Below are 22,116 nucleotides of genomic sequence, written 5' to 3'. Positions count from 1 at the left end.
TGTTCCGGGGGTTCCGGAACCGAAGGAATGACAGATGTGATTGCCTTGACTATTGAGGATGCCTTTTGACCTCCCCCTTTCAGTTTATAATGAAAAGGGAATAATCCTGGAGATTGCCAAGGCGTTTGGATATAGCAGTAAGATGTAATTAAGAAAATTTGTATTGTGTCACTGGATTGGGTTGTTAATACTTGTCTTGATTTTTGACATTATATGATCCGCTGAATTTCTACTGATAAATCTTAACGCCCAGTCATAACCACAACAATAATCCAGAATCCATATTACTTCTTGAATGGCAGATAGCATTTCATCTGTTGATTCACCACTTGGTGCCTGGTGACCTAGATGAATTATTCTGTTTCTAACCGTGACTCCTTTTCTAATGGATGTGTTTAATGATTCCGGCAGTGGTAAAATTCCTTCAAGAGTCGTTTTGCATAATAACCTGGGAATGTATTCATTAATTAACTTTCTGACATCCGGTGATGGTAAATTCTCGACCAACCAGATTGATTCTGGATTTAATTTCGAGATACATTCTTTTGCTGCAACCTCTAATGCTGACATTGCGACTATTATTGAAATTCGTGGGTTTGAAGTTCTAAGAGACTGAGCTTCTCTAAACATTTGATGACCTAACGGTTGGTCATGTTTTGATTTTATTAATTTCCTTATAATTATCGCTACTTGTTCTGGGGGAGTATGAATAGCAAAGGAACTGAAACTGACTGTCGCTCCAGGAGGCTCGCCGTACCATATTTTTCCATCAAAAGAAAACGACATTCCATAGCCAGACAATGGATTATGCCCCCCATGAATCCCACAGCGCCACATAAATATATCTACTGTACGTTTTATTATATCTCTTAATTCTGTGCGAACATTGCGCAAATAATCCTGAAACGGTTGAGGGAAATATTTAATATGAATCCTTTCAACGGTCTTCGCAGTATCATTAAAATATTCTAATACCTCTGGGTCGTTGGACATCTCGCTTGGGAGTTCATTGTTGGAGATACTAACAAAATATTTTTTTATCTTTTCAGAAGGTTTGAAACTACCCCATGCGTGACAAATACTTTTATCGTCTCCGTTGTTGCGGGGTGATTTTTTCTTAGAAGCATGTTTTAACGATACTTTTATGGAATGAGCGCCGCCATAAGTGTAAGTGATGGGAGATTTTCTATTCTGCAGGTATAGGTTTTTAACCCAATATCCTTGTTTTATGAGCATTAATCAAAACCTAAATCATCTAAATTATAATCAAAAAAGGTTTCTGTGTCCGTTCCAACTTATGCCAAGAAACCTAGCAGCCCGATAGACTTATCGCAATATATTATTTCACCTGGAAACAAAAACGCCCTGGTCAGTGCCAGGGCGTTGGATGAATCTCAGGAATTTATAGTTTTGGAAATCAGTATTGTGTCCCGGATTACCGCGAAAATAATTATTCTTGATCTTTAAGTAATCCATCAACCTGAATTTTTCTTATTGCAACCTTTGCATTAGCTTGAACTCTTCTCCTATCATTTTTTGATATTATTTCTAATATAGGTAATGCCGGTGCTGCATCTTGACCAATCTTCCCCAACCAGATTGCAGCATTAGACCTAATACCTGCTGAGGGGCTGTTTAAAGCATCCATCAAACCTGGTACAGAATATTTACCCAGTTTCTCTTCTGTTAAGTAACTCGCTGTGGAAAACACATGCGGAGCACCAATTCTCTGGGAATAACCGGCTAAAGCCTCTGCAATTTCTGGAGTTAACTTTGGCTGATTAAAAACTAAATAAGTGGGTTCCTCAGAAATCACTTCACCTTCTCGGACCTTAGGTGCTGGTTGCCCATGACGCAAAATATTAAATGCAGTCTTTTGGGTTTGTTGGTCTTCAGAATTCAACAATTCAATCAGTCGATGAATAGACTGTTGGCTATTTATGTTTTCCGGTTGGATACCTTGAGAACTAAACCACTCGGGTCCTTTTTGAAAACCAGCGACACACCCGACCAAAAGAAACACAACAAATAAAGGCAAGATTTTCTTTCTCATCTATTCTCCCAATTGTTTAGCTATGAACTCTCACATCATTTAATGAACAAATAAATTCCCCGATCTCAAGTTTAAACTGATGCCAACTTTATGTAGCAAAACCTATCCAGTAAATTAGTGCAACTTTATGGTGGAAACAAAAACGCCCCGGTGGGAGCCGAGGCGTTTGGATATAGCAGCTATACGTAACAAATGTTGTTTATCCTAGTAAAAACATTAGGGAGACATGTTGACTTTTGAATGAACGAAAAAAAGATGTCGAAGTTTTCCCTCTTTATATTTGGGAGAAACTTATAATCTGAAGAACGGCCCCTATTTCCGTTTTTAGTCAGGGTTCTTCATTCGCCAACTGCGCCAAAGCTCACGGTCATGACCGAAATCGAGATCTGTAATTTTCTTCAGAGCATCTGCGCTATTCGATGCTGTTGGACAAAGTATCCGCACGTTTTGAATCGTATTCCAGCAAGTACCCGGATCAAGCCACATGGCCTTGATCAATGGATCAATTGCGCGGGGATCTCTCAACTCACCTAAGGCCAATGCCGCTGCTTGCGTAGTTTTTGGCGTTTTGTTTCTGTCTATCACTATTTGACTGAGAGGTTCAAGGATGCGAGAGTCTTTTGTACGAGCCAGGTACTCCCCCGCAAGTATTTTCAAGGTATCCCAGACCCTATCGGAAAATAGTGCATCGACCATGACATCCACTGCGTCATTACCTTCGATCCGGTTCAGCCCCTCCATCACTGAATCCAATATGTCTATATTAGGATGCTTTTTCGAATCAAGAGAATACACGTAGAATGCAGCGATCAGTGCCTGGTTGCCTTTAGACCCCATCTTCGAGAGCGCATGCGCAGCTTCTTTACTTGGACTTGTGCTTTCACCTGAACTGTTTATAACTTGGCCAGGTTGTCTCCATTCAAGGCTCGAACGGTCGTCCAACAAGTTCAGTAGGCAGGGTATCGCAGACAGGGCATCCTCGCGCATTTTTCCGAGTTCGTATGCAGCAAGTGCTCTTTCGACCGCGTTGGAGCTGAAAAGCCGATTTGACTGTAATCGTACGGACGTTCTGACATCTGGCGTACATTCTAATTTTGGCTTTCGATCTCTGGCTAGAACGGCAGACTTTAAGATTTCGACCAGCGGTATAGTTTTACCTCCAATATCGGTCGTTCTCTGGCTTACTTGAAATCTGTTTATTGCCTGTATTGTTTCTGGTCCTGTAACACCGTTGATGGGACCAGTATAGTGTCCCAACCACATCAACATAGACTGTGATTGACGAGCTTCTATATTCTCTCGTTGATATTTCTGCTTTTTCTTCGGCGTATATATATCTACTCCTAAAGCTATTGCCGTTTTCTTATCAATCTGGCCGGTTTCAGGAAGATGTTTATCTTTCTGGTATTGCATTAATGCAGCACGTGTCTTCAAGCCAAAAAGACCATCCGCTGGTCCAGGTCTATATCCATAATCTATTAGTATTTGTTGTGTTCTTTGCACGTTAGCATTAGCCGCGAGAGCAGTATTTATTATTCCGAGTAGATCGAATAATATTAAAAACATCCCAAGAAAGCATACTAAAATATATTTCACATTTATCATATTCTTATCCTATTTCACCCGGCAGTTCACTCAATAGGCAAACACGAGCCAACGTATCAGTGGAGCAACCATATGATTGGCAGGCACTTTTACCCTGCTATCGGATATTAAAGGGGTTCTCAGGCATTATTGACCTGTTCTAGTTATTCTGTTTCGCTAACCCCTGTAATTTAGTTAAAAAATACTACTTTTCAGGTTTAAATTTATGCCAACTATACGTAACGAATCTTATTTCAACACAACTAAAGATTTATTTTGGAAACCTTTTGAACAATTTTTATGGCATTTGTATCAAGCAGGGAATATCCGGAGCTTTCAAGTATTTTTATATCAATGATCGAACCGTCTTCACAAACAACAAAAGAAACCAGCACCTGCCCTGCCAGCCCATTCTTCTTGCCATGAGCGGGCAGACAACTTTTTTCAGGAAGGCATAGAGGCAGAATGCATTGTTGGATTATTTCCTTTTTCTTTCCCTCCCATCCAGGTACCTCCTGAGCGCCTCTTTTGATGAAAGCCAGTTGCGGCCTTCCTTGTGAGCTTCAAGCTTGCCGGCACGGGCCAGGAGATTGAGGTATTTAGCCGAGAACCTGGAGTGCTTCGCCAGATCGACCAGGGCAATGAATTTCTCTTTGGATTTCCGGTCCGGAGTCAGCACCTTCAGATAGATATCCAGTGTCCTTTGGGCCGTCTGGGCGATAAAACCGGCGAAGGGTCTCAAGTTGCCACGGTCGGCCTCACCCAGTAAACGGTAATATCTTCGTCGATCGTTTTTCAGGATCACCACCAATGGAAATCCCGCCTTGAGCAGGATGACATTCATTGTCAACCGGGTGGTGCGGCCATTGCCGTCGTAAAAAGGATGAATGTACACGAGACGATGATGAAAAACAGCGGCCAATTCAACCGGGTGCAGGTTTTGCCCGGCGCTGTTTGCCCAACTGAGCAATTCCTCCATCAATCGGGGAACTTCAAAGGCTTCCGGCGGTGTGTATGTGGCGCCGCCGATGATAACATTACTGTTACGGTATCTGCCGGCCCATTCCTGATCAATGTTGCGCATGACAATCCCGTTAAGTTCCCTGATTATTCTTTCGGTTAATGGGGCCGGGGGGTCTTGGGCTGTCAAATCATAGAGGTATTCAAGTGCTTCTGTGTGCCCCTTGGCCTCCAAGTGATCCTTGAGAGGTTTTCCTTTGATCGTCAGGCCTTGGTTAATGACCAGAAAGGTTTCCTTGAGAGTCAGACTGTTGCCCTCAATGGCATTTGAATTGTAGGTCATTTCCAGTTCGAATTGTTCCTGCAGCTTACGGACAGCAGTTTGCGGCAAGGGCCGGAAGGAATTCAACCTGGACAGTTTTTCATCCAGTCGGTTCAGGATTTCAGAGGAAATATAGTTCATCACTCATCCTTTAATATGGTTTGTTTGATTATTATACGTATACCATATTAACCCAGGTGTGCAAAGAAACAAAAAGGACAGAATGGCGGCATAACTCAGGAGGTCTGGTCTTTGCTTGACTCTTCTTGACGCAACATTTCATTTATTCTGGAAGCTTGAAATATTAGATGGATCCCCCCAAAACAAGGGTTCGCGTGCTGCTCAAGAAATGGCAGATTGCATATGAACGATAGGTTTTCAACCAGATTTGGAAAATTCAGACAAGGGCATAAGAGATGGGGATGATGATTTCAGCACGGATCGGCGGAACCGGGAATGGTGCAGCGGATTGAACGGTTTTCACGGCATTTGCATCAAGCAGGGAATAACCAGAACTTTCGATGATTTTTACATCTTTGATCGACCCGTCTTCACAAACAACAAAAGATAGAAGCACCCTGCCCTGCCAGCCCATTTTTCTTGCCATGCGCGGGTAGACAACCTTTTTCTGGATGTCATTCTTGATGTAGTCAAAATGGGCTTTCAGATACTGTTGTTTTGAGTATCCGTAGGAAGCTTTTTCATTTAACGCCGCATCGTTGAAATTGTTGACCGCTTCCATTGGAGGCACGTCAGAAGGTGTCTGGTTTTCAGCAAATTCCGCATCCGGCAATGGAATTATTTCTTCCATTTCTGTTTGTTCGGCAATTTCAGGTTTAATTGGTTCAACTTCAGCAACGATTTCTTTTTCCATTGGTTTTTCTTCAATGACCGGAGCTATGGGAAGGGGCTCAGGTTTGTTCACCGCCACAATCTTCTTTTCTTCAATCTTCGGCGGCTTTTTGACAATCTTCTTTTGTTTTGGTGTCGCAGGCTGGATCTGTTTCACAACTTTCGGTTGTTCAGGCTTGGCAGCTGGATTAATGACCGGCACGGATTCATTGCCGCTGAGGATGCTGAAATCAATGACCAGCGGGGTTTGCTCCAATGGCAAGAGATTGCCAAGAGTGAATATCAAGGCAATAAATACGGCATGAAAGATAAATGAAAAGCCGTATGCGGATAAGTGATTTCGTGTCATGTCTTTTCCGTTTGCAGGCTTACTTTCTGAAAGCCCAGATCCTTGACAATATCCATTACATCGACGAATAATTGCAGGGCGATATCCTTGTCAGCCCTTATCACCACAGGAATTTCTCTGGACTTGCAAATCATGTTTTTGCGAAGGCTGGCCTTTGATTCCAGTTGATTATCCAGAAAAATACTGCCGCTCTTATCAATGGAGATCGTCGTGCTCTTTAATTGCTGTTCCGCTGCGGCAGATGCCTGCGGCAACTGGACAGGGATTGCTCCCACCGCAATAAAAGTCGATGTGGTGAGCACTATGGTCAAGAGTACCAGCATCACGTCAACCAGCGGGATGACATTTATCGTATCAAAGCCTTTATCTTCCATTTGCGATGTCCCATTGCAGGAGTAAAACGCGAACCTTTCTTTGCAGAAGATTGTAGAGAACAATGGCCGGAATCGCGACAATGAGCCCTGCGGCGGTGACCTTCAAGGCAAGGGCAAGGCCCACCATGATTTTTCCGGTATCCATGAAACCGGTTTTGCCCATGGTGTAAAAGGTCAGCATGATGCCCAGCACCGTACCAAGCAGCCCGATATAGGGGGCATTGCTGCCGATGGTTGCAATAAGATGCAAGCGCCCGGTGAGAAACAGCTCCAGTTCTCGTTTGTCGGCAAAATCACTTATCTGTATCTTTTTATAGGCAAGAAATCTTTCCACAGCTATTGCCACGGCCACAAAACTCATGATCACCAGAAGACCAATGATGCCGTAATCTATGGTGTATTTAAGCCACTCCATCCTATGCCTCCGTAAATAGTATTCTTGTACCCAGAAGAACCATTATTATACAGCTGATGACTTGTATTGCCGGCATGATTCTGGCTGCTTCCAGTTTAATTTTTGAAGAAATCACTGACAACCCGCCGCCGATTATAAGTAGTGGCGAGATGATCAACCCTGAACCGAATGACAATCCATACAGGGCGCCATTAAGAATGCTGCCGTCTTTCGCCGCCAGAGCAAATACCGCGGTAAGCGCGGGGCAAGGTACCAGACTTGTAATCAGGCCCAGTCCGAAGAATGATATTGATCTGCCGTGACACTTTCCACATCCTGCTTTATGTATAAACGGCAGTGACAAACCGGTTATGATAAGCGGCACACCAAGAATAAAACGCATTGCACCAGATGATTCAAAAGCCAGGACCTGCCCCAGTAAACCTGCCAGACACCCTAAAACAGTGTACGCCGCAATCTTGCCGATAATAAAAAGTGCCGTCGATGATACTCCGTCTTTAAACCCTTGCCCAGTGCTCAATAAAAAAGGACCTAGAAAAGGTAGACAGGAAAAACTGCAAACAGTTATTCCGCTGATCGTACCCAGAACAAAAATAGACAGAGTTTCATGCAGCATTGACGTTTTCCTTTTCATCAATAAATGCATTTCTGGCAATGAGTGCTGCCCCCAACGCCGTGGTGATCTGTGGCATTTCAGGAACAATGACACTGCACATCAGTTCATCTTCCAACGCTTGAATCAGTCCTTGATTCAGGGCAGGTCCGCCATCAAAAAACACCGTTTCCTGCACTCCGAATCTTCTTGCCAGGCGTGCTACTCTTCGGGCGATTGAGTAATGAATACCTGCAACAATTTCTTCTTTGGAACGGCCATTGGCCATAAGACCGATGATCTCTGATTCGGCAAAAACCGTACAGGTGCTGTTGATCGTAATGGGAATGCCGGAATTGTTCAGGTGATAATCGCCCAATTCATCGACCTCTATCTCAAGATTCCGGGCGGTCATTTCAAGGAAACGTCCGGTGCCGGCAGCACATTTGTCATTCATCGCAAAATTGATGATATGGCCTGCCTCGTCAAGGTGAATGACCTTGAGATCCTGGCCGCCGATATTGATTATTGTCCGAACACCGGTTGCCTCGGCAATTTTTCTCGCGCCCATTGCATTTGCGGTAATCTCACTGATTGATTCATCGGAGTCCTTGAATAATTTTCTGCCGTAACCGGTTGATACAACATAGCCAATCTCATATCTGGCGATCTTCTTATCAACAAGGAGATCATTAAAGGCCTTCAGGGTATTCTTGTTAAAGAGGCTGCCGGTAGCAGCGGTTTTATGGGCGATTACGGTTCCGGATTTGTCGATTATGACAATTTTTATCGAGGTTGATCCTATATCAATTCCAGCAAAATATTTCATGGTTAATTCACCTTATTATCCTTTGTTGGGGGCCAATACTCAACAGCTTGATGCGTCTTGGCCCGGAATCCAGGAGCCAGGAGTCTGTATCCAGAACGACCTGAAATCCAATATGTACTTACCTCTTCTTTCTTCGGACTTCTGGCTCCTGGATTCGGACTTCTAATCCCAGGCAGCTCGGAGACCTTGCATTCCTTGTCGCAGAGCAGGTCATTATCAGGATGCTTTGCGGTTTCTGGCTTTTATTGATTCGATAAACGCTTCGATCCTGGTTGAAAGCTGCCCCTGGTCCTCGGGGCTGTAATCCGTTTCAACATAGAGCATGGGAATGCCGTGGGCGGCCAGCATGTCGTTTATCTTCTTCTGTTCCATTTCATAGGGCATGCATCCGGAGAAAGCCTGATAGACAACGCCGTCAACCCTGAAATCCCTGGTCATTTCCAGAAGTCTCCGAAGGCGATTATCATTGGGTGTAAAGCATGGACAGGTGCTGGCTTTGAGATAGCGATCGGCAATAGCCGGGACCATGTCATAGAGCTTTGGTTCATCATAGGCAACAGTGTCGTAAAGAAGCCTGGTTGAAGAACAGACTTCATCGGCAACGATTACTGCGCCTGATTGTTCCAGCATCAAAGGAACTTTGAGGTTGGGAAAAATCGGCGGTGATCCGGTGAGCAGAATCCTTGGAGCATTTTTAAGTCCAACATGCATGGATTTTTTTTTGCATCTTGTCAGTTCGTAATTCAGTGTGGATACCGCATCGGTCCAGCTCTCTATATCATCAAGAAAATAGGCGTTGTTGACCATCAAAACATCCTTGCCGGTTATTACCGGCGGGTCGGATTTTCTCAAATCATAAAGTTCACGGAAAACTTTTTGTGCCTGACCGACTTTGCCGATGGCCCCTTGAAGATTTTTAGAGGTTAATGTCTTGCCAGTGACTTTTTGAAGATCAATGACCAGTTTCTTTATTGATTCATGCCAGTACTGCACGGCCATATCACTGTTTCTGGTGAGGGGCATTTCAAGCATGATCACCTTGTAACCCATTGCAGAAAGAGTTTCGGCGCTTTTCCGCTTCTGATCGCAGGTAGAGGGAATGACGATTGCGCTGAAGTATCTGGAGAGAATCTCCTTATTTGCCGAAAGGTTTCCGGTGGTGGCTTTGACAACCGGGCAGGCTTTCGACGGCATGAATTCAGCACCCACCTGCTCGCAGGTGGAAATGCCGCAACAAATCCTTTGCGGTCTGGCGCCAAGTGCATAAATGATTTCATCAGGAACCTGGACGCACATTGTGCCGATAACCGGTATTGACGGAGTAAAGAATTTTTCCGAGAGATACGTTCTGAAAAAATCATAAAAATAGATCATGGCCGCGGGATTATCATAAAACTCGCCTTCGATTTTCTGAAGAACGCTGTCGATTTCCATTGAAATATGAAGCGCGGTTGATCTTCTCACTCGTTCTGCACGGTCAGTGTTCATTTATTCCTCCTGGACATCCGTTCAAAAAATCCTTCTGCGGTGGAATCGTAAACCGGGATCCCATAAAGGTTCACACTGAGACAGTTTTCCTCGGGACAGGCAGCAACACATTTAAAGCACATCATGCAATCATCCTTGACAATATTTCTGCTTACAATGTCTTCTGCAATATCGCGGATTCCCACATCGCAGACCCGGTAGCAGTTGCCGCATTGCGTACATTTTTCGCCATCCTTGCTCAGTCGCAGCACTGCGGCCTTATGGAAAATGTAATGAAAGGCGCTCATCGGGCAGAAAAGACAGAAAAAGCGTTTCTTGAAAAATGAACCACTTAAGAATAATCCGGTTATCGCCATGCCCAGCGCCGTAAAAACCAGCTTGGTTTTTGAGCTGAAATCAATGGCCAGTTGTGAAAAATCACCGGTAAAAACCGGCAGAAGCGTGCGGCCGGGGCAGATCATGCAGAACGGTATGGCAAAATCATGGCTGAGCTTTGGCAGACCGAAGACCGAATTGCTCATGCCCAGCGGAATCAGAATCAGCAGGGCGAGCAGGAAGTATTTGATCGTTTTCAGCCTGGCAAATTCCGGTTTCGAATAGACGCTGTAGCGGATGTTCATTTTTTTGCGGATCATGGTGATCCAGTCCTGCAACGCGCCCAAAGGACAGGCAAAACCGCACCAGGCCTTGTTGAATAACAGAAAAAAACCGATAAAGGTGGCAAGCCCGATAAACAGGCCTATGCCTCTGCCTGAGAAAATCTGCTTGAAAGGGATATTGGTCTGATGCTGAAATCCCATGAGATAGCAGGAGCCGCCCCGAAGATTATCAAACACACAGGCAAAGGTCGGCAATCGGTCGCCGATATTGATTGCCAGCAATCCTCCATAAATGAGCAGAATAAAACTTGCCAACTGGAACCAGAAACGGAACCGGTTGATATCTGTATTGTTGATCCATTTACGAAACTTATTCATTGATGGCGTTGTAAAGAGTCCGATCTACTGTGTCGTACCGGTACCCAAAATGCTCGACATCTTAAACATATGCCTCCGCTTTTGTGCCACCAATACTCCTTGTATATCGAATTTTTACTTAGCCCTCCTTAATCGGTAAGACGGATTTTTCAGTAATCCGTCATTCTTTGAGCGTTATCTCTTTATACGGTTTTTTACGTCTCTCGCGATAGATGTAGACACCTAATCCGCTGAACGTCAGAGCAAGAAAGGCTGCGATGAGTCCATAAGTGTAGGAGACGTATTCATTCCTTGCCGGGTAATAGCGCCAGGTAAATGTCGAGGTCATTTTTGCATTTTCATAGGATTGGCCATTATATTCACCCCGTATGTTTCCGGAATAAAGGGCGGACAATTTAAATTTTCCCGGTTTACTTCTATTAAACAAATTCCAGGCATCAGGATAATAATCCCTGACCATCTGAAAACTTGCCCTGCCCTGCTCATCGGTGGTGATCTGTTTTTTCCAGCCCCGATCGGATTCAATTGTCACAGTTGCTTTCGCAGCAGGTTTTCCAAAGGATAGTACCTGTAGCGAGATGGTGTCCCCGGACATGACGGTGGAATGGAAGTTTGAGTCCCAGAGATTATCTACAACAATCTCCAGAGGGATTATAGAATAAGACTGCGGGAGCAAACGCTTCTTGTTGAATTTATGCTCATGGCCCCAGCCGCAATTATGATGAATGGTCAGCCATTTGGCAGAATTTGCATAGAGGGTTTTTCCGTCAACAAACTGATCTGCCAGATAGACATTATTTGCGCCGTGGGCAGGCCCTTCGCCAAAAGGGGTTTTCACCTTAACACTTACCTCATGTTCCTCTCGTTTAATCGGCACCGGGAGAACCTCTCCTTCCGGCCTGAGCAGAAACGCCTTTGCATCTTCTGTTATGCCGCAGGAGTTGAGCCAGTAAGTCCTTTCCGGCTTGGGACGATGCTCCGACTCATGAGCGGAATGCCCGGTATCAGCTCCCCCGGGTCGACCGCCGGATTTTTTCCCGGCAGGCCGATTCGTGTCATGCCCTGATTCATGCGTCATTTTGGGCATGGCGGAGAACCAGAGTTCATCCTTGCTGATTGATGCCATTGAGACCAGAGGTAGAATCAGCAAGAATGAGGCAATCGTAAGTGTTTTAATGAAGGCCTTCATATACATATTCCTTTAAAATTTCAGATTCACACGGGCCATGATGGTTCTCGGTGCACCAGGCTTGTAGCTTTTTACAAGGGCAAGATCCTTGGTTACCTCAACGGCATACTGATCATCAAAAAGGTTATCAATATTGACGCTGAAATCGTATCTGGAGGTTTCGTAACCCAGCATTAGGTTGGTCACAAAATCATACCCTTCGTACTTCTCTGTATTGGCATTGTCCATGTAATAGGAACCCCAGGTATGCGATTGAATTTTCGCCTTGAAACCGGTCTGATGCTTGTAGGAAGCAAAAAGGGAATATTGATGTACCGGTATATACGGCAATCGATTACCGTTTCTGAAATTATCCTGATAGACCATCCCTATTGGAAAAACGTAAGAACCAGTCGGTTCATTAAATTCTTCAAAAGTGTAGTCGGAATAGGTATAGCTGGTACCTATGTTTAGACTATCAAGAAGAGTGTAGGAACCGGCAAACTCAAAACCCTTTTTCAGGGTTTTTCCGGCATTGACATAGTCGGTATGGTCAGATTGGGCAACCTTGACAACCTCATTTTTTACTGGTGAATAGTATACCGAGGAATCAAAGGTCCAATTTCCCCCTCGCCCTTTAAGCCCCAGTTCGTAACTTTGGGTTTCCACCATTTCCAGGTTCGGGTTGTCGTTTATTTCGCTCTCACTGGGTGTATTGACCCCGGTTGATGCACTTATGAAAGTATGAAATTGCTCGGTCAGCTCGTAGTTGGCACCGATTCTCGGGCTGAATGCGGTATAGCTCTTATTCGTTTCAGTATACGGTACACTTGGAATACCATAATTTTTCGTTCCCCAATTGTATTCCCAATCCGCATTACTGATAATTTTGAAATCAATCACATCAACTCGTGCGCCGACATCAACCACGGTTTTTTTAACGGGGGAAAAGGATTCCTGTACATAAAGCCCGTAAAGAAGCGCTTCCCGGGTCTGTGTTTCCATATGATCTCCCACAGCATCAGACAATACATGATCTATCGGGGCCGGACTTGGACCCGGAGGATCTACCCCTAATGCAATGTCAGCATATTTATAGTACTCGGTTTTCTGGTCATCAAATCTGACCGTAATACCAACAGTCATTGTGGCTGCTTCGCTAGCAACCTTATGCTTGTAATTGAACTGGAAATCAGTTCCCATGGTCCAGGTTTCGGCATCGTTGATCCTGCCGGTTACCGGGTGATGGTGTTCCCAGTAATTGACATAGACGAGAGGGATAAATTCCAAATCTCCCAATTCCTTGGTGACTTTCGAACTTACAAAATACGAATCGGAATAGCGCCCCGAATACTGCCACTGTCCTGTTGTTTGATTAGCTTCTCCGGTTTGCAGGTATTCTTGGAACATGGCTTCGTCAAGGGATCCGGACAACTGCAGATCAGCCTTGGAGTAGCTGATATTATTCTCCCAGGTTGACCCGTCATCCAGAACCACATACGGTTGGACGCTCAACTGGGTGGTTTCGAATTCATTCCAGCGTCGCCATGAGTTACTGGTCTCTCGCCTGGAAAGACTGGCGCTGTAATAGAGTTTTTCCGATATGTCATCGGTATAGGAAGCATGCAGATTATAAGTATCGAAATCTCCTGCTCCGAGTTTTATGGTGCCGCCTTTTCTTTCCAGCGGATTTTTTGTGATGATGTTTATGACTCCTCCGGATGCATTGGCGCCCCACAATGTTGAGTTCGGCCCCTTAACCACTTCGATGCGCTCGATGTTCTGCGTGTCGACCATATCAAGGCGGGTCATGCCATCCGGGTCGGTCACCGGAACTCCATCGCGGAGCACCATGATCTCGCGAACTCCATAAGCAGCTTTAAGACCAGCGCCGCGAATAATCAGTCGCGAGTCATATCCCTGATTGGTCGTCTCGATTAACACTCCAGGAGTGCCGGTGAGGGCTTCCTTAACATTGAACATCTTGGTATCGTTAATCTGCTCTTCGGAAATCACTGCAATTGACGCCGGGACTTCGGCAGTCTTTCTTTCGATTCTGGTTGCGGTGACACTTACCTCGTCAAGTTCTTTTTTCACTTCTTCAGCACCGGCATTTGATTGCATGGCAAGAACAACTGCAGTTGCGAGTAATATGCTCTTTTTCAAAACCCCCTCCCCTTCTTCCTGAAATTACGTTATTTATTGAAGCAAACAGCAGACTGCCACGATGTGGTAGTTGGACGGGAAGATAACATTTCTTAATAAGGCTGAAAATGTGGCAAATTGTCGCATCAACTTTGTGGTGCGGCTGGAGAAAAAATAAAGGAGGGCTAATCAAAAAAACGAAGAATGTTTCTTTGATCTTAAAAAGATTCTATTCTTTAGGCAGGGGGATGAACTGTCAGATTTGATTATCAAGAAGGAAAACAAATCAGGATAATTTGCGGTTTTCAGACGAAACAGCTTTGTTCAATCGTTGTGATGATGGTTTCACCAGTTCCCCTAAAATGATCCGGCGTTGGGAGACTTGGGGCAACAGGCTTGGAGTGCTGGTTTCGGTGAGCAGATAGATGTCTCGTTTATTTCCGGAATACAACACATTGGGGCCAATTCGGACATCCGGGGATTCGAGCTTTATGGCGCCATCCTTTATGTACTGAGATATTGCTGATTGCGGGTCTGTGATATCGCCGAAAATCCTGGCGCTGCCGATACAGGTTTCAACACAAAATGGTTCAAGTCCCTGATCCAGTCGCCCCTGGCAGAAATCGCATTTATCAGCTTTGAGTGGTTTTTTCGCATCATTCACAAAACGTGCATTATACGGGCATCCCTTAACACAGGCTCCGCAACCGATGCATCTTGATTTATCAATCTCGACAATCCCGTTGAATGGGTTTTTCCAAGTAGCGGAAACCTGGATTGTCTTTGCCAGTCCGGTCCCCTGATGGCGAAATTCTTTGGGGACAGGCGTGACCGGACAGACCGGGATACAGGCAGGTTTGTCACATTGGTTGCAATGCCCCGGATAATAGGTTGAAGCAAGGCCGAACGGAGTTTCAGCAGGCCCGAGTCGATGGACCCAGCTTCTCTGGTGCGGCACCGGCACCTGCCAGATTGCCCGGCAGGCCACGGCACAGGAATGACAGCCGATACATCTGTTCAAATCTATGAGCATTGCGTATTGCATTTAAGAATAAACCGCGATGGTTGGCTATTAAAAATTCTGTTAATAAAACTAGTCAACTATACAACACTTTTCTTGAGTTTCAATTCCGATTAACAAAAAATATTATTTTGCTGCGCCTCCCAAAAGCCGGCTCTGGCCATTGATATTTGCAGAATCGTATTGATTTGATCACATAATTACAGGCAAAGGAATTGATATATTGACATGTATAAAATTATTGTTTAATTATTTGTAATAATTCAAAAAGTTACTTCATTCTCGTGATGGTGTTCTATGCGATATTTCTCTGTAAAAAAATATATGCATTTGTATAACGTTATTCGCCTGTCGTTTGCCTTATTAACTCTCATTATTTCCCTTCACAGTCCCGCCATTGCAGATGAGCAACAACTGAACATGGAACAGCTTCTTTCCATGGATATCGAGCAGCTTATTGAACTTGAAGTCACCCTTGCCACCGGCAACTCAAAACCTCTCAAACTTGCACCATCGGTGACCACGGTCATTACCTCCGAGCAGATTGAAAAAATGGGGGCTACCACACTCGATCAAGTCTTGGAGGCGGTGCCGGGCCTCCATGTGGAGCCTTCAGGCACCGCTTTTTTGGGGTCGATCTGGTCTATTCGCGGCATTCATGCAGTCTCCAACCCTCATGTCCTGCTGCTGATTAATTCCGTGCCTTTTACCAGCAACTATACGGGCGGCCGGGGTTCCGCCTTTAAAATGCCGGTGGCCATGATCTCCCGGGTGGAAGTGATCCGGGGGCCTGGCTCGGCACTGCATGGCGCCGACGCTTTTTCCGGGGTGATCAATGTCATTATCAAGAACGGTCAGGAGTTGGCGGGCACCAAATCAGGCGCCCGTTACGGCTCCTTTGATACCAGCGATGTATGGCTCCAGCATGGCGCAAACTATGGCGGCTGGAAACTGGCCTTAGGCCTTGAGTGGCAAAAAACTTCAGGCGATAAGGACCGGATCATTGACAAAGATTTTGTTCATACCTCAGCCCCTGGCCTGCCTCCGGCCGATCCGACTAAATCCGATGCACCTGGCCCCATTGACACCTCTTACGAATTACTGGATACTCATCTCAATCTACGCAAGGACAACTGGAACCTCAACCTCTACTCCAACCTGCAGGAAACGGCCGCGGGCCTTGGAAGTCTGCAGGCCCTCACTGATGGCAATGAGATTGATAGAACCAGCCTGCTGGCTGACCTCAACTATGAAAATAAGGTACTCCAAGACTGGCAGCTTTATGGCCGGCTCTATTATTCCTATTTTCACGCTGATACTTTTTTACAGCAATTGCCGCCGGCCTTTCTTAATATGCAGGGCAATCCGATCAGTGAAAGCCAGGATGGTGGCGTCGAACTGAGCAGCCTCTACACAGGCTTCCGCGACCACCAATTGCGACTGGTGGCGGGATGGAAGAATTATGATTATGAACCGGACCAGTATAAAAACTTTGGCCCGGCCGCCGGGGCTGACCAGTTCGGAGACCTGGTTCATGTCACGGATCCGGACCATATTTACATGAATGACGCCAACCGCAGGCTTTTTTTTGGCGTAATCCAGGATGAATGGTGTTTTGCCAAGGGCTGGGAACTTACGGCCGGTGTCCGTTATGACGAGTACAGTGATTTCGGTTCAACTACCAATCCCAGGGCTGCCCTGGTCTGGGAGACCCGTTACGATCTGATCACCAAACTTATGTATGGCCAGGCCTTCCGCGCTCCTGCCTTTGGAGAGCAATGGGTCAAAAATAATCTCCAGGTCACAGGTAATCCGGACCTGGACCCGGAGGAGATCGAGACCCTGGAGCTGGCCGTGGACTACCAGCCCCTCAGAAACCTGCGCCTTGTAACCAGTGTCTATGCCTACGAGGCCAAGAATATTATCCAGCTCACAGGGGCATTGCCGCAGCCGTATACCAACTACGGCGAACAGAATGGGCAGGGCTTAGAATTTGAGATGGACTGGGAGATTATGGACAGCCTCTTGCTGCGTGCCAACTATGCCCGACAGCGTTCGAGATATATAGATACCGACAGTCTGGTGCCGGATGCGCCGGGCCAGCAATTCTATCTGAACCCTCACTGGGCTTTTATGAAAGACTGGTCCCTGGATAGCCAATTTTACTGGATCGCTGACCGCCACCGTGCTGCAGGTGATCCACGGTCTGATATCGAAGATTATGAACTTGTCAACCTGACTTTAAGGCGTAAGAATATCTCCAGGCATTGGGACATGGCCCTAGCGGTACGCAACCTTTTTGATGAGATCGGTCGTATCCCCAGCCCCTATGCCCCTGCAGTGCCAGAAGGAGCGTATGTACCCAATGATTATCCCATGGAAGGCAGAAGTTTCTGGGCAGAGATTGCCGCGCATTTTTAAGTAACGAAAACACAAGGCAGGTTGTTTAGCAGGCAACCCTGTTAATGGGAGTTGAGGCACGATTAAAAGATAAATTGATAAAAAAAGAATCTGGCTGTTAAATAAAGTTGTTCACCACAATCAATACTAATACGAACCGTTAAAAGTTCTATTCAAAGATGGTATATTTTTGTTTATTACTTTCCATTCAACATATAAGACAGCGCTGAAACATCTGCTCCTTGCCCTTCTTATTGTTTCTCTTCTGGATGTCTTCCCGATGACGGTATACGCTGAAAACTCCGCGTCACGCGCAGGTGAGTATGAACTCAAAGCGGCGTATCTCTATAATTTTTTTCATTTCATTCAATGGCCGACAAGTGAAAACCAAGAACTGATTGCAATCAATGTTATCGGCAAATCCCCTATCAACCAATCACTTGATAAGGTCAGGGAGCACATAAGAAAATCAACCAACAAGGAGGTTGAAATTCGATATTTTGATACTTTTGATCAAGATATCGATCTGGTCTGCTGCAAACTTCTTTTTATCAGCAGTTCTGAAAAAGCAAATTTCAGGGCAATAATTCGCAGTCTCAAAAATGCTCCGGTTCTCACCGTTTCCGATGAAGAGGGTTTTCTTGAAGCCGGCGGCATGATTAATTTCATCTCCACGGATGACAACAAGATCCGCTGGGAAATAAACCGGGTACAACTCAACAATGCAAATCTCGGTATCAGCGCCAAACTTCAGGAAATTGCTGTAAGAGTCATTACCAGCCAAAACAGAAGGGAGGGATTCTGATGCATTTCTTTAAAGATCTCTCCATCCGGAAAAAACTCGCTTTCATAGTACTGTTTACAAGTTCAACCGCAGTCATCCTGGCCTGTCTTGCTTTTTATCTGTTCATCATCAATCAATACAAGGTGTTTTATCATGAAAACCTCATAAGTCTTTCAGAAATCGTCGGTAAAAACTGTGAAGCCGCACTTGCATTCAATGTTCCGGATGATGCTCAAAATATTCTGGCTTCTCTTGATGCAAAGCCCAGTATAGTTCTGGCCAAGATAACTACCTCTGACGATAAGCTGTTTGCCGCTCATACAAATTGGAAAGAAGATGAAAACCCCTCAATTAATAAATTTGATACGGTGTTTAATCAGGTCCAGGCAAGCAAAGGTCTATGGGTGCAACGTGATATTATCGTTGGAGGCAGCATCCTGGGGACCCTCTATCTAGTTGATGACCTCAGTGAACTCAAGGATGTCCGTAAGGCCGCGATTTTCATTCTCACCGTAGTAGTATTCCTGACCCTTTTCTTTGCAAAAATTCTTGCTTCAAATCTTCAGCGAATAATCTCAGACCCTGTGGTATCCCTCGCAGCTGTTACAAGACGTATTTCAGAGGAACAGGATTTCACCTCAAGAGCAGTTAAATACGGCAATGACGAAGTCGGCCGTCTGGTTGATGATTTTAATGATATGCTGGGTCAATTAGAATCCAGGGAAATCGCATTGAGGGAAAGTGAAAAGCGGTTTCGCACCCTGGTTGACCAGGCTGTCGACGCATTTTTCCTGCATGATGCAAACGGCTGTTTTGTGGATGTGAATCAACGGGCATGTGAGAGCCTGGGATATACGCGGGATGAATTACTTTCCATGTGTGTGAACGACATTGCCAATATATCCCAACCCGAAAATTTTAAAGAAAAATATTGGGATAAACTTACCTCAGACCACACGGTCACCCTGACCAGCGAGCATCGCCGCAAAGACGGCACGACCTTCCAGGTAGAGGTCAAGCTGGGACTCCTTGAAATAGGCGGCCAGCAATTCATTATGGCCCTTGCCCGAGACATAACTGATCGATTGAAAGCCGAGGATGACAAGATCAAGCTTGAACTGCAACTCGCCCAGTCACAGAAAATGGAATCCATCGGCACTCTTGCCGGCGGCATCGCCCATGATTTTAATAATATCCTCACTTCATTGCTGGGAAATATTGAACTTGCACAATTGCTGCTTCCGGCGGGTAACGATGTCAGTGATCGACTCGTTGAAGCACTTAAGGCTGGAACCCGCGCCAAAGAACTTGTCAGACAGATTCTCACCTTCAGCCGTCAGGCGCCCCAGGATCAAAATCCTGTTCTGGTGCATTTGATCGTCAAAGAGGCATTGAAACTGTTGCGTGCGACCATTCCCACCTCTATTGAAATCCGCCAGGATATCGATAGCAATTCCGGCTCTGTTTTGGGCAATCCCATTCAGATTCATCAGGTCATGATGAATCTTTGCACAAACGCCTACCATTCCCTGCGCGATCAGGACAATGCCGTACTTGGCTTAAAACTCAAACGGGTCAGCATATCTCCAGAGGATGCCGGAAAAAATATCAGTCTTTCTCCCGGCTCCCATGTAATGCTTGAGGTCAGCGATACCGGTCACGGCATGAGCAAAGAAACTCTGTCAAGAATTTTCGAGCCATACTTCACCACCAAACCCCTTGGCGAAGGAACCGGAATGGGCTTGTCCGTGGTGCACGGTATTGTAAAAAGTTATGGAGGCGACATTACGGTTTACAGCGAGCCCGGCGCCGGAACAACCTTTCACGTTTACTTCCCGGCAATTGAAGATGGTGAAGTCCATGAGGAAGTAAAGGTTGGGTCCACCCCGGGAGGAAATGAACACATTCTGGTTGTTGACGATGAAGTGCCAATCGTCAGCATGGAAAGAGAGATGCTCACTGCTCTCGGATACCGGGTGACCGCAGTTTCCGATTCACAAGAGGCGTATGATCTTTTTTTGAACAATCCGGATGATTACGATCTGGTTATAACCGACATGGCAATGCCGCGGAAAAACGGCATACAGCTTGCTCAGGCGATTCTTGGGGTAAGATGGGATATACCTGTTATCCTCTGCACGGGATTCAGTGAAACCGTCAATGAAAAAATTGCCAATGACATGGGCATAAAGAAATTCATCATGAAACCGATCATCATGCGGGATCTGGCAATGAGTGTTCGGGAATGTCTGGATAAAAGAAGGGGCAAACCCAAAGTCTCATCCCCTGTTTAAATCCTTGTGCTTATCTGCCGGTATCATCTTAAATCAATAGCCATTTTCATGGAATTATTTATTTCCGGGTAATTGATGTAAGAGGTATTTCTTCGATAATCTGCACGTGGTCAAGATAAAATCTTCCATGAATAAACGGGGTGTCGCCGATATCGGGACACCAGTCAAAAAGAAATCCGTCAGTTGTGAAAAGATACGCAGGAGGCCCCGATGCCCTGCCCTTTCTCTCTCCATAAACCAGCACATAAGCCTCGCCATCCTTCACTGCGCTGAAGATCCTCTGAGGATTTCCCATCTGCCGGAGATAATCGGCAACTGTCTCGATTTTTCCTTTGGGGTCGTTAAAAGCTTTATTGCGTCGTTCCGAAATATAAAAGAAAAGAAGAAGGAACATCAGCAGAAAAAGCAGAATGGAGCATGCCTGGAAAAATCTCCGGGGTATTGCGGTTAATCCTTTGCTCATTTATTTCCTCAAACAGTACGATAAATATGCACGTTTCCTGGTGTCGGTGTTGAGTAATCCATCTAAAAATGAGTATAATCTATATAATTATCCTTTAAAGCAAAGATTTAATGAAAACTAACTAAGATTTATGGTCCGGAGGCAGCATGCCCGCAAAGCCCGTGCAAGATCTCAATATCGTTGGTGACTTTCTCAAATTTTTTATAATCCTCCTCGTTCCTTTTGTGATTATCGGTGGCGTCTGGGGGTATTTTCAACGAGCATTGCTGCTCTATGGCATTGGTTACCCTTTGATCTACAGTATAGGGATCAGTATGATCATTATTGTCATAAATAATGACATCAACGATGTCCTCGGTCTCTTCGGACTTGGCAACAAGGCTCAACTCAGTTTGACAGTAAAACATGCCAAGGCCATCCAGAGCATCGGCATCCTCATAGGATCTTCGAATTTCAACGAGGCATTAAAGAAAGTAAACGCCCTCTTGAAAGAAGAACCGAAATTCCCAGTCGCGCTGAACATGAAAGGACAAATACTCCTGGAGGGGTTTTCCAAATACCAGGAGGCACGCATATGTTTTGAAAGAGTTCTGGCTGCTACTGATGAAGGAGACGAACAGCATACACTTGCCGATTCAATGATCGTCGAGTGTTATAGCATGGAGGGAGAAACAGATTAAGAGAGACGAGAAATATCAATTGCCCTGTGTGGTCAAATCAAAAAAATACAGACGAATTTCAATTTTATTACCGGTTCAATCCCAGCTTATGTCCCAACCGAGATTTTTTGCAACCTTGCTCATGTCGTTGGGGTAAAATTCGCCTGGCACTTCGTTGGTTACCTTTTTATAGACGAATCTGGCGCATCGTTTATACATTTTCCGACAATAATATTCTTTTATTACTTCAGATGCATCCGGCATATTTTCCATCTTATCATTGAAAAAAAGACAATTTTCAAGCAGTTCACAATCAGCCATAAAGATACTCCTGTACCTGGTTGTTCAATGATTAATTAAACAGTTAACAACCACATTTATAAATAT

The 22,116-nt window shown here is 45.2% G+C and carries 21 protein-coding genes; 4 read left to right on the top strand and 17 right to left on the bottom strand.

Going from position 1 to position 22,116, the window contains the following annotated elements:
• Positions 1-168: 168 nt before the first annotated feature.
• From KKE17_10700 to KKE17_10630, 15 genes are all read right to left on the bottom strand, one after another.
• Positions 169-1,236 (bottom strand): hypothetical protein, encoded by a 1,068-nt coding sequence (locus tag KKE17_10700; GenBank protein MBU1710461.1) that lies wholly within the window; start codon positions 1,234-1,236, stop codon positions 169-171.
• A 214-nt stretch (positions 1,237-1,450) separates the two neighbouring features.
• On the bottom strand, positions 1,451-2,053 hold the full coding sequence (locus tag KKE17_10695) for a hypothetical protein (protein ID MBU1710460.1): 603 nt from the start codon (positions 2,051-2,053) through the stop codon (positions 1,451-1,453).
• A gap of 324 nt (positions 2,054-2,377) precedes the next feature.
• Entirely contained in the window at positions 2,378-3,658 is a 1,281-nt protein-coding gene (locus KKE17_10690) for a peptidoglycan-binding protein (GenBank protein MBU1710459.1), read from the bottom strand.
• A 242-nt stretch (positions 3,659-3,900) separates the two neighbouring features.
• A complete protein-coding gene (locus KKE17_10685) occupies positions 3,901-4,032 on the bottom strand; it encodes an energy transducer TonB (GenBank protein ID MBU1710458.1) in 132 nt (43 codons plus the stop codon).
• Positions 4,033-4,115: 83 nt separating this feature from the next.
• Complete coding sequence (locus KKE17_10680) at positions 4,116-5,060, bottom strand: Fic family protein (GenBank protein ID MBU1710457.1); 945 nt, start codon at positions 5,058-5,060, stop codon at positions 4,116-4,118.
• Positions 5,061-5,316: 256 nt separating this feature from the next.
• On the bottom strand, positions 5,317-6,120 hold the full coding sequence (locus KKE17_10675; GenBank protein MBU1710456.1) for an energy transducer TonB: 804 nt from the start codon (positions 6,118-6,120) through the stop codon (positions 5,317-5,319).
• Positions 6,117-6,494, bottom strand: a complete 378-nt coding sequence (locus tag KKE17_10670; protein ID MBU1710455.1) for a biopolymer transporter ExbD — start codon at positions 6,492-6,494, stop codon at positions 6,117-6,119. The genes KKE17_10675 and KKE17_10670 overlap by 4 nt, the downstream gene beginning before the upstream one ends.
• Entirely contained in the window at positions 6,484-6,909 is a 426-nt protein-coding gene (exbB, locus tag KKE17_10665) for a TonB-system energizer ExbB (protein ID MBU1710454.1), read from the bottom strand. Before exbB ends, KKE17_10670 begins: the two co-directional genes overlap by 11 nt.
• A 1-nt stretch (position 6,910) precedes the next feature.
• On the bottom strand, positions 6,911-7,525 hold the full coding sequence (locus tag KKE17_10660; protein MBU1710453.1) for a sulfite exporter TauE/SafE family protein: 615 nt from the start codon (positions 7,523-7,525) through the stop codon (positions 6,911-6,913).
• On the bottom strand, positions 7,515-8,330 hold the full coding sequence (locus tag KKE17_10655; protein MBU1710452.1) for a CoA activase: 816 nt from the start codon (positions 8,328-8,330) through the stop codon (positions 7,515-7,517). The genes KKE17_10660 and KKE17_10655 overlap by 11 nt, the downstream gene beginning before the upstream one ends.
• Before the next feature lie 216 nt (positions 8,331-8,546).
• Positions 8,547-9,818 (bottom strand): 2-hydroxyacyl-CoA dehydratase family protein, encoded by a 1,272-nt coding sequence (locus KKE17_10650; GenBank protein ID MBU1710451.1) that lies wholly within the window; start codon positions 9,816-9,818, stop codon positions 8,547-8,549.
• On the bottom strand, positions 9,815-10,795 hold the full coding sequence (locus KKE17_10645) for a 4Fe-4S binding protein (protein ID MBU1710450.1): 981 nt from the start codon (positions 10,793-10,795) through the stop codon (positions 9,815-9,817). The genes KKE17_10650 and KKE17_10645 overlap by 4 nt, the downstream gene beginning before the upstream one ends.
• A 160-nt stretch (positions 10,796-10,955) precedes the next feature.
• Positions 10,956-11,984 carry a DUF4198 domain-containing protein gene (locus KKE17_10640; GenBank protein ID MBU1710449.1) on the bottom strand — a complete coding sequence of 343 codons (1,029 nt, stop codon included), beginning with the start codon at positions 11,982-11,984 and terminating at the stop codon, positions 10,956-10,958.
• A 12-nt stretch (positions 11,985-11,996) separates the two neighbouring features.
• Positions 11,997-14,129 (bottom strand): TonB-dependent receptor, encoded by a 2,133-nt coding sequence (locus KKE17_10635; GenBank protein MBU1710448.1) that lies wholly within the window; start codon positions 14,127-14,129, stop codon positions 11,997-11,999.
• Between the two features lie 265 nt (positions 14,130-14,394).
• A complete protein-coding gene (locus KKE17_10630; protein ID MBU1710447.1) occupies positions 14,395-15,153 on the bottom strand; it encodes a 4Fe-4S dicluster domain-containing protein in 759 nt (252 codons plus the stop codon).
• Positions 15,154-15,549: 396 nt separating this feature from the next.
• On the opposite strand from KKE17_10630, the gene KKE17_10625 reads away from it, so the two are divergent.
• The 3 genes from KKE17_10625 (at position 15,550) to KKE17_10615 (ending at position 20,607) form a co-directional block, all read left to right on the top strand.
• Positions 15,550-17,550 carry a TonB-dependent receptor gene (locus KKE17_10625; GenBank protein ID MBU1710446.1) on the top strand — a complete coding sequence of 667 codons (2,001 nt, stop codon included), beginning with the start codon at positions 15,550-15,552 and terminating at the stop codon, positions 17,548-17,550.
• 169 nt (positions 17,551-17,719) lie between these two features.
• A complete protein-coding gene (locus KKE17_10620; protein ID MBU1710445.1) occupies positions 17,720-18,334 on the top strand; it encodes a YfiR family protein in 615 nt (204 codons plus the stop codon).
• Positions 18,334-20,607 (top strand): PAS domain S-box protein, encoded by a 2,274-nt coding sequence (locus KKE17_10615; GenBank protein ID MBU1710444.1) that lies wholly within the window; start codon positions 18,334-18,336, stop codon positions 20,605-20,607. Before KKE17_10620 ends, KKE17_10615 begins: the two co-directional genes overlap by 1 nt.
• A gap of 58 nt (positions 20,608-20,665) precedes the next feature.
• Here the strand turns inward: KKE17_10615 and KKE17_10610 are convergent, their stop codons facing one another.
• On the bottom strand, positions 20,666-21,070 hold the full coding sequence (locus KKE17_10610) for a hypothetical protein (protein MBU1710443.1): 405 nt from the start codon (positions 21,068-21,070) through the stop codon (positions 20,666-20,668).
• A 146-nt stretch (positions 21,071-21,216) separates the two neighbouring features.
• Here KKE17_10610 and KKE17_10605 point away from each other — a divergent pair, with 146 nt between their 5' ends.
• On the top strand, positions 21,217-21,750 hold the full coding sequence (locus KKE17_10605) for a hypothetical protein (GenBank protein MBU1710442.1): 534 nt from the start codon (positions 21,217-21,219) through the stop codon (positions 21,748-21,750).
• A gap of 75 nt (positions 21,751-21,825) precedes the next feature.
• Here the strand turns inward: KKE17_10605 and KKE17_10600 are convergent, their stop codons facing one another.
• Positions 21,826-22,050 (bottom strand): hypothetical protein, encoded by a 225-nt coding sequence (locus tag KKE17_10600; protein ID MBU1710441.1) that lies wholly within the window; start codon positions 22,048-22,050, stop codon positions 21,826-21,828.
• Positions 22,051-22,116 lie beyond the last annotated feature (66 nt).

The sequence above is a fragment of the Pseudomonadota bacterium genome, from assembly GCA_018823135.1.
Classification (GTDB): domain Bacteria; phylum Desulfobacterota; class Desulfobulbia; order Desulfobulbales; family CALZHT01; genus JAHJJF01.
This window is presented reverse-complemented; position numbering and strand designations above follow the sequence as displayed.

Excerpts from the sequence above, each read along its gene's own strand:
- KKE17_10600 (MBU1710441.1), bottom strand. The coding sequence starts at position 22,050 with ATGGCTGATTGTGAACTGCTTGAAAATTGTCTTTTTTTCAATGATAAG.
- KKE17_10690 (MBU1710459.1), bottom strand. The coding sequence starts at position 3,658 with ATGATAAATGTGAAATATATTTTAGTATGCTTTCTTGGGATGTTTTTA.
- KKE17_10675 (MBU1710456.1), bottom strand. The coding sequence starts at position 6,120 with ATGACACGAAATCACTTATCCGCATACGGCTTTTCATTTATCTTTCAT.
- KKE17_10630 (MBU1710447.1), bottom strand. The coding sequence starts at position 15,153 with ATGCAATACGCAATGCTCATAGATTTGAACAGATGTATCGGCTGTCAT.
- KKE17_10645 (MBU1710450.1), bottom strand. The coding sequence starts at position 10,795 with ATGAATAAGTTTCGTAAATGGATCAACAATACAGATATCAACCGGTTC.
- KKE17_10655 (MBU1710452.1), bottom strand. The coding sequence starts at position 8,330 with ATGAAATATTTTGCTGGAATTGATATAGGATCAACCTCGATAAAAATT.
- KKE17_10680 (MBU1710457.1), bottom strand. The coding sequence starts at position 5,060 with ATGAACTATATTTCCTCTGAAATCCTGAACCGACTGGATGAAAAACTG.
- KKE17_10695 (MBU1710460.1), bottom strand. The coding sequence starts at position 2,053 with ATGAGAAAGAAAATCTTGCCTTTATTTGTTGTGTTTCTTTTGGTCGGG.
- KKE17_10625 (MBU1710446.1), top strand. The coding sequence starts at position 15,550 with ATGGAACAGCTTCTTTCCATGGATATCGAGCAGCTTATTGAACTTGAA.
- KKE17_10610 (MBU1710443.1), bottom strand. The coding sequence starts at position 21,070 with ATGAGCAAAGGATTAACCGCAATACCCCGGAGATTTTTCCAGGCATGC.
- KKE17_10700 (MBU1710461.1), bottom strand. The coding sequence starts at position 1,236 with ATGCTCATAAAACAAGGATATTGGGTTAAAAACCTATACCTGCAGAAT.
- KKE17_10660 (MBU1710453.1), bottom strand. The coding sequence starts at position 7,525 with ATGCTGCATGAAACTCTGTCTATTTTTGTTCTGGGTACGATCAGCGGA.
- exbB (MBU1710454.1), bottom strand. The coding sequence starts at position 6,909 with ATGGAGTGGCTTAAATACACCATAGATTACGGCATCATTGGTCTTCTG.
- KKE17_10615 (MBU1710444.1), top strand. The coding sequence starts at position 18,334 with ATGCATTTCTTTAAAGATCTCTCCATCCGGAAAAAACTCGCTTTCATA.
- KKE17_10670 (MBU1710455.1), bottom strand. The coding sequence starts at position 6,494 with ATGGAAGATAAAGGCTTTGATACGATAAATGTCATCCCGCTGGTTGAC.
- KKE17_10605 (MBU1710442.1), top strand. The coding sequence starts at position 21,217 with ATGCCCGCAAAGCCCGTGCAAGATCTCAATATCGTTGGTGACTTTCTC.
- KKE17_10640 (MBU1710449.1), bottom strand. The coding sequence starts at position 11,984 with ATGAAGGCCTTCATTAAAACACTTACGATTGCCTCATTCTTGCTGATT.
- KKE17_10650 (MBU1710451.1), bottom strand. The coding sequence starts at position 9,818 with ATGAACACTGACCGTGCAGAACGAGTGAGAAGATCAACCGCGCTTCAT.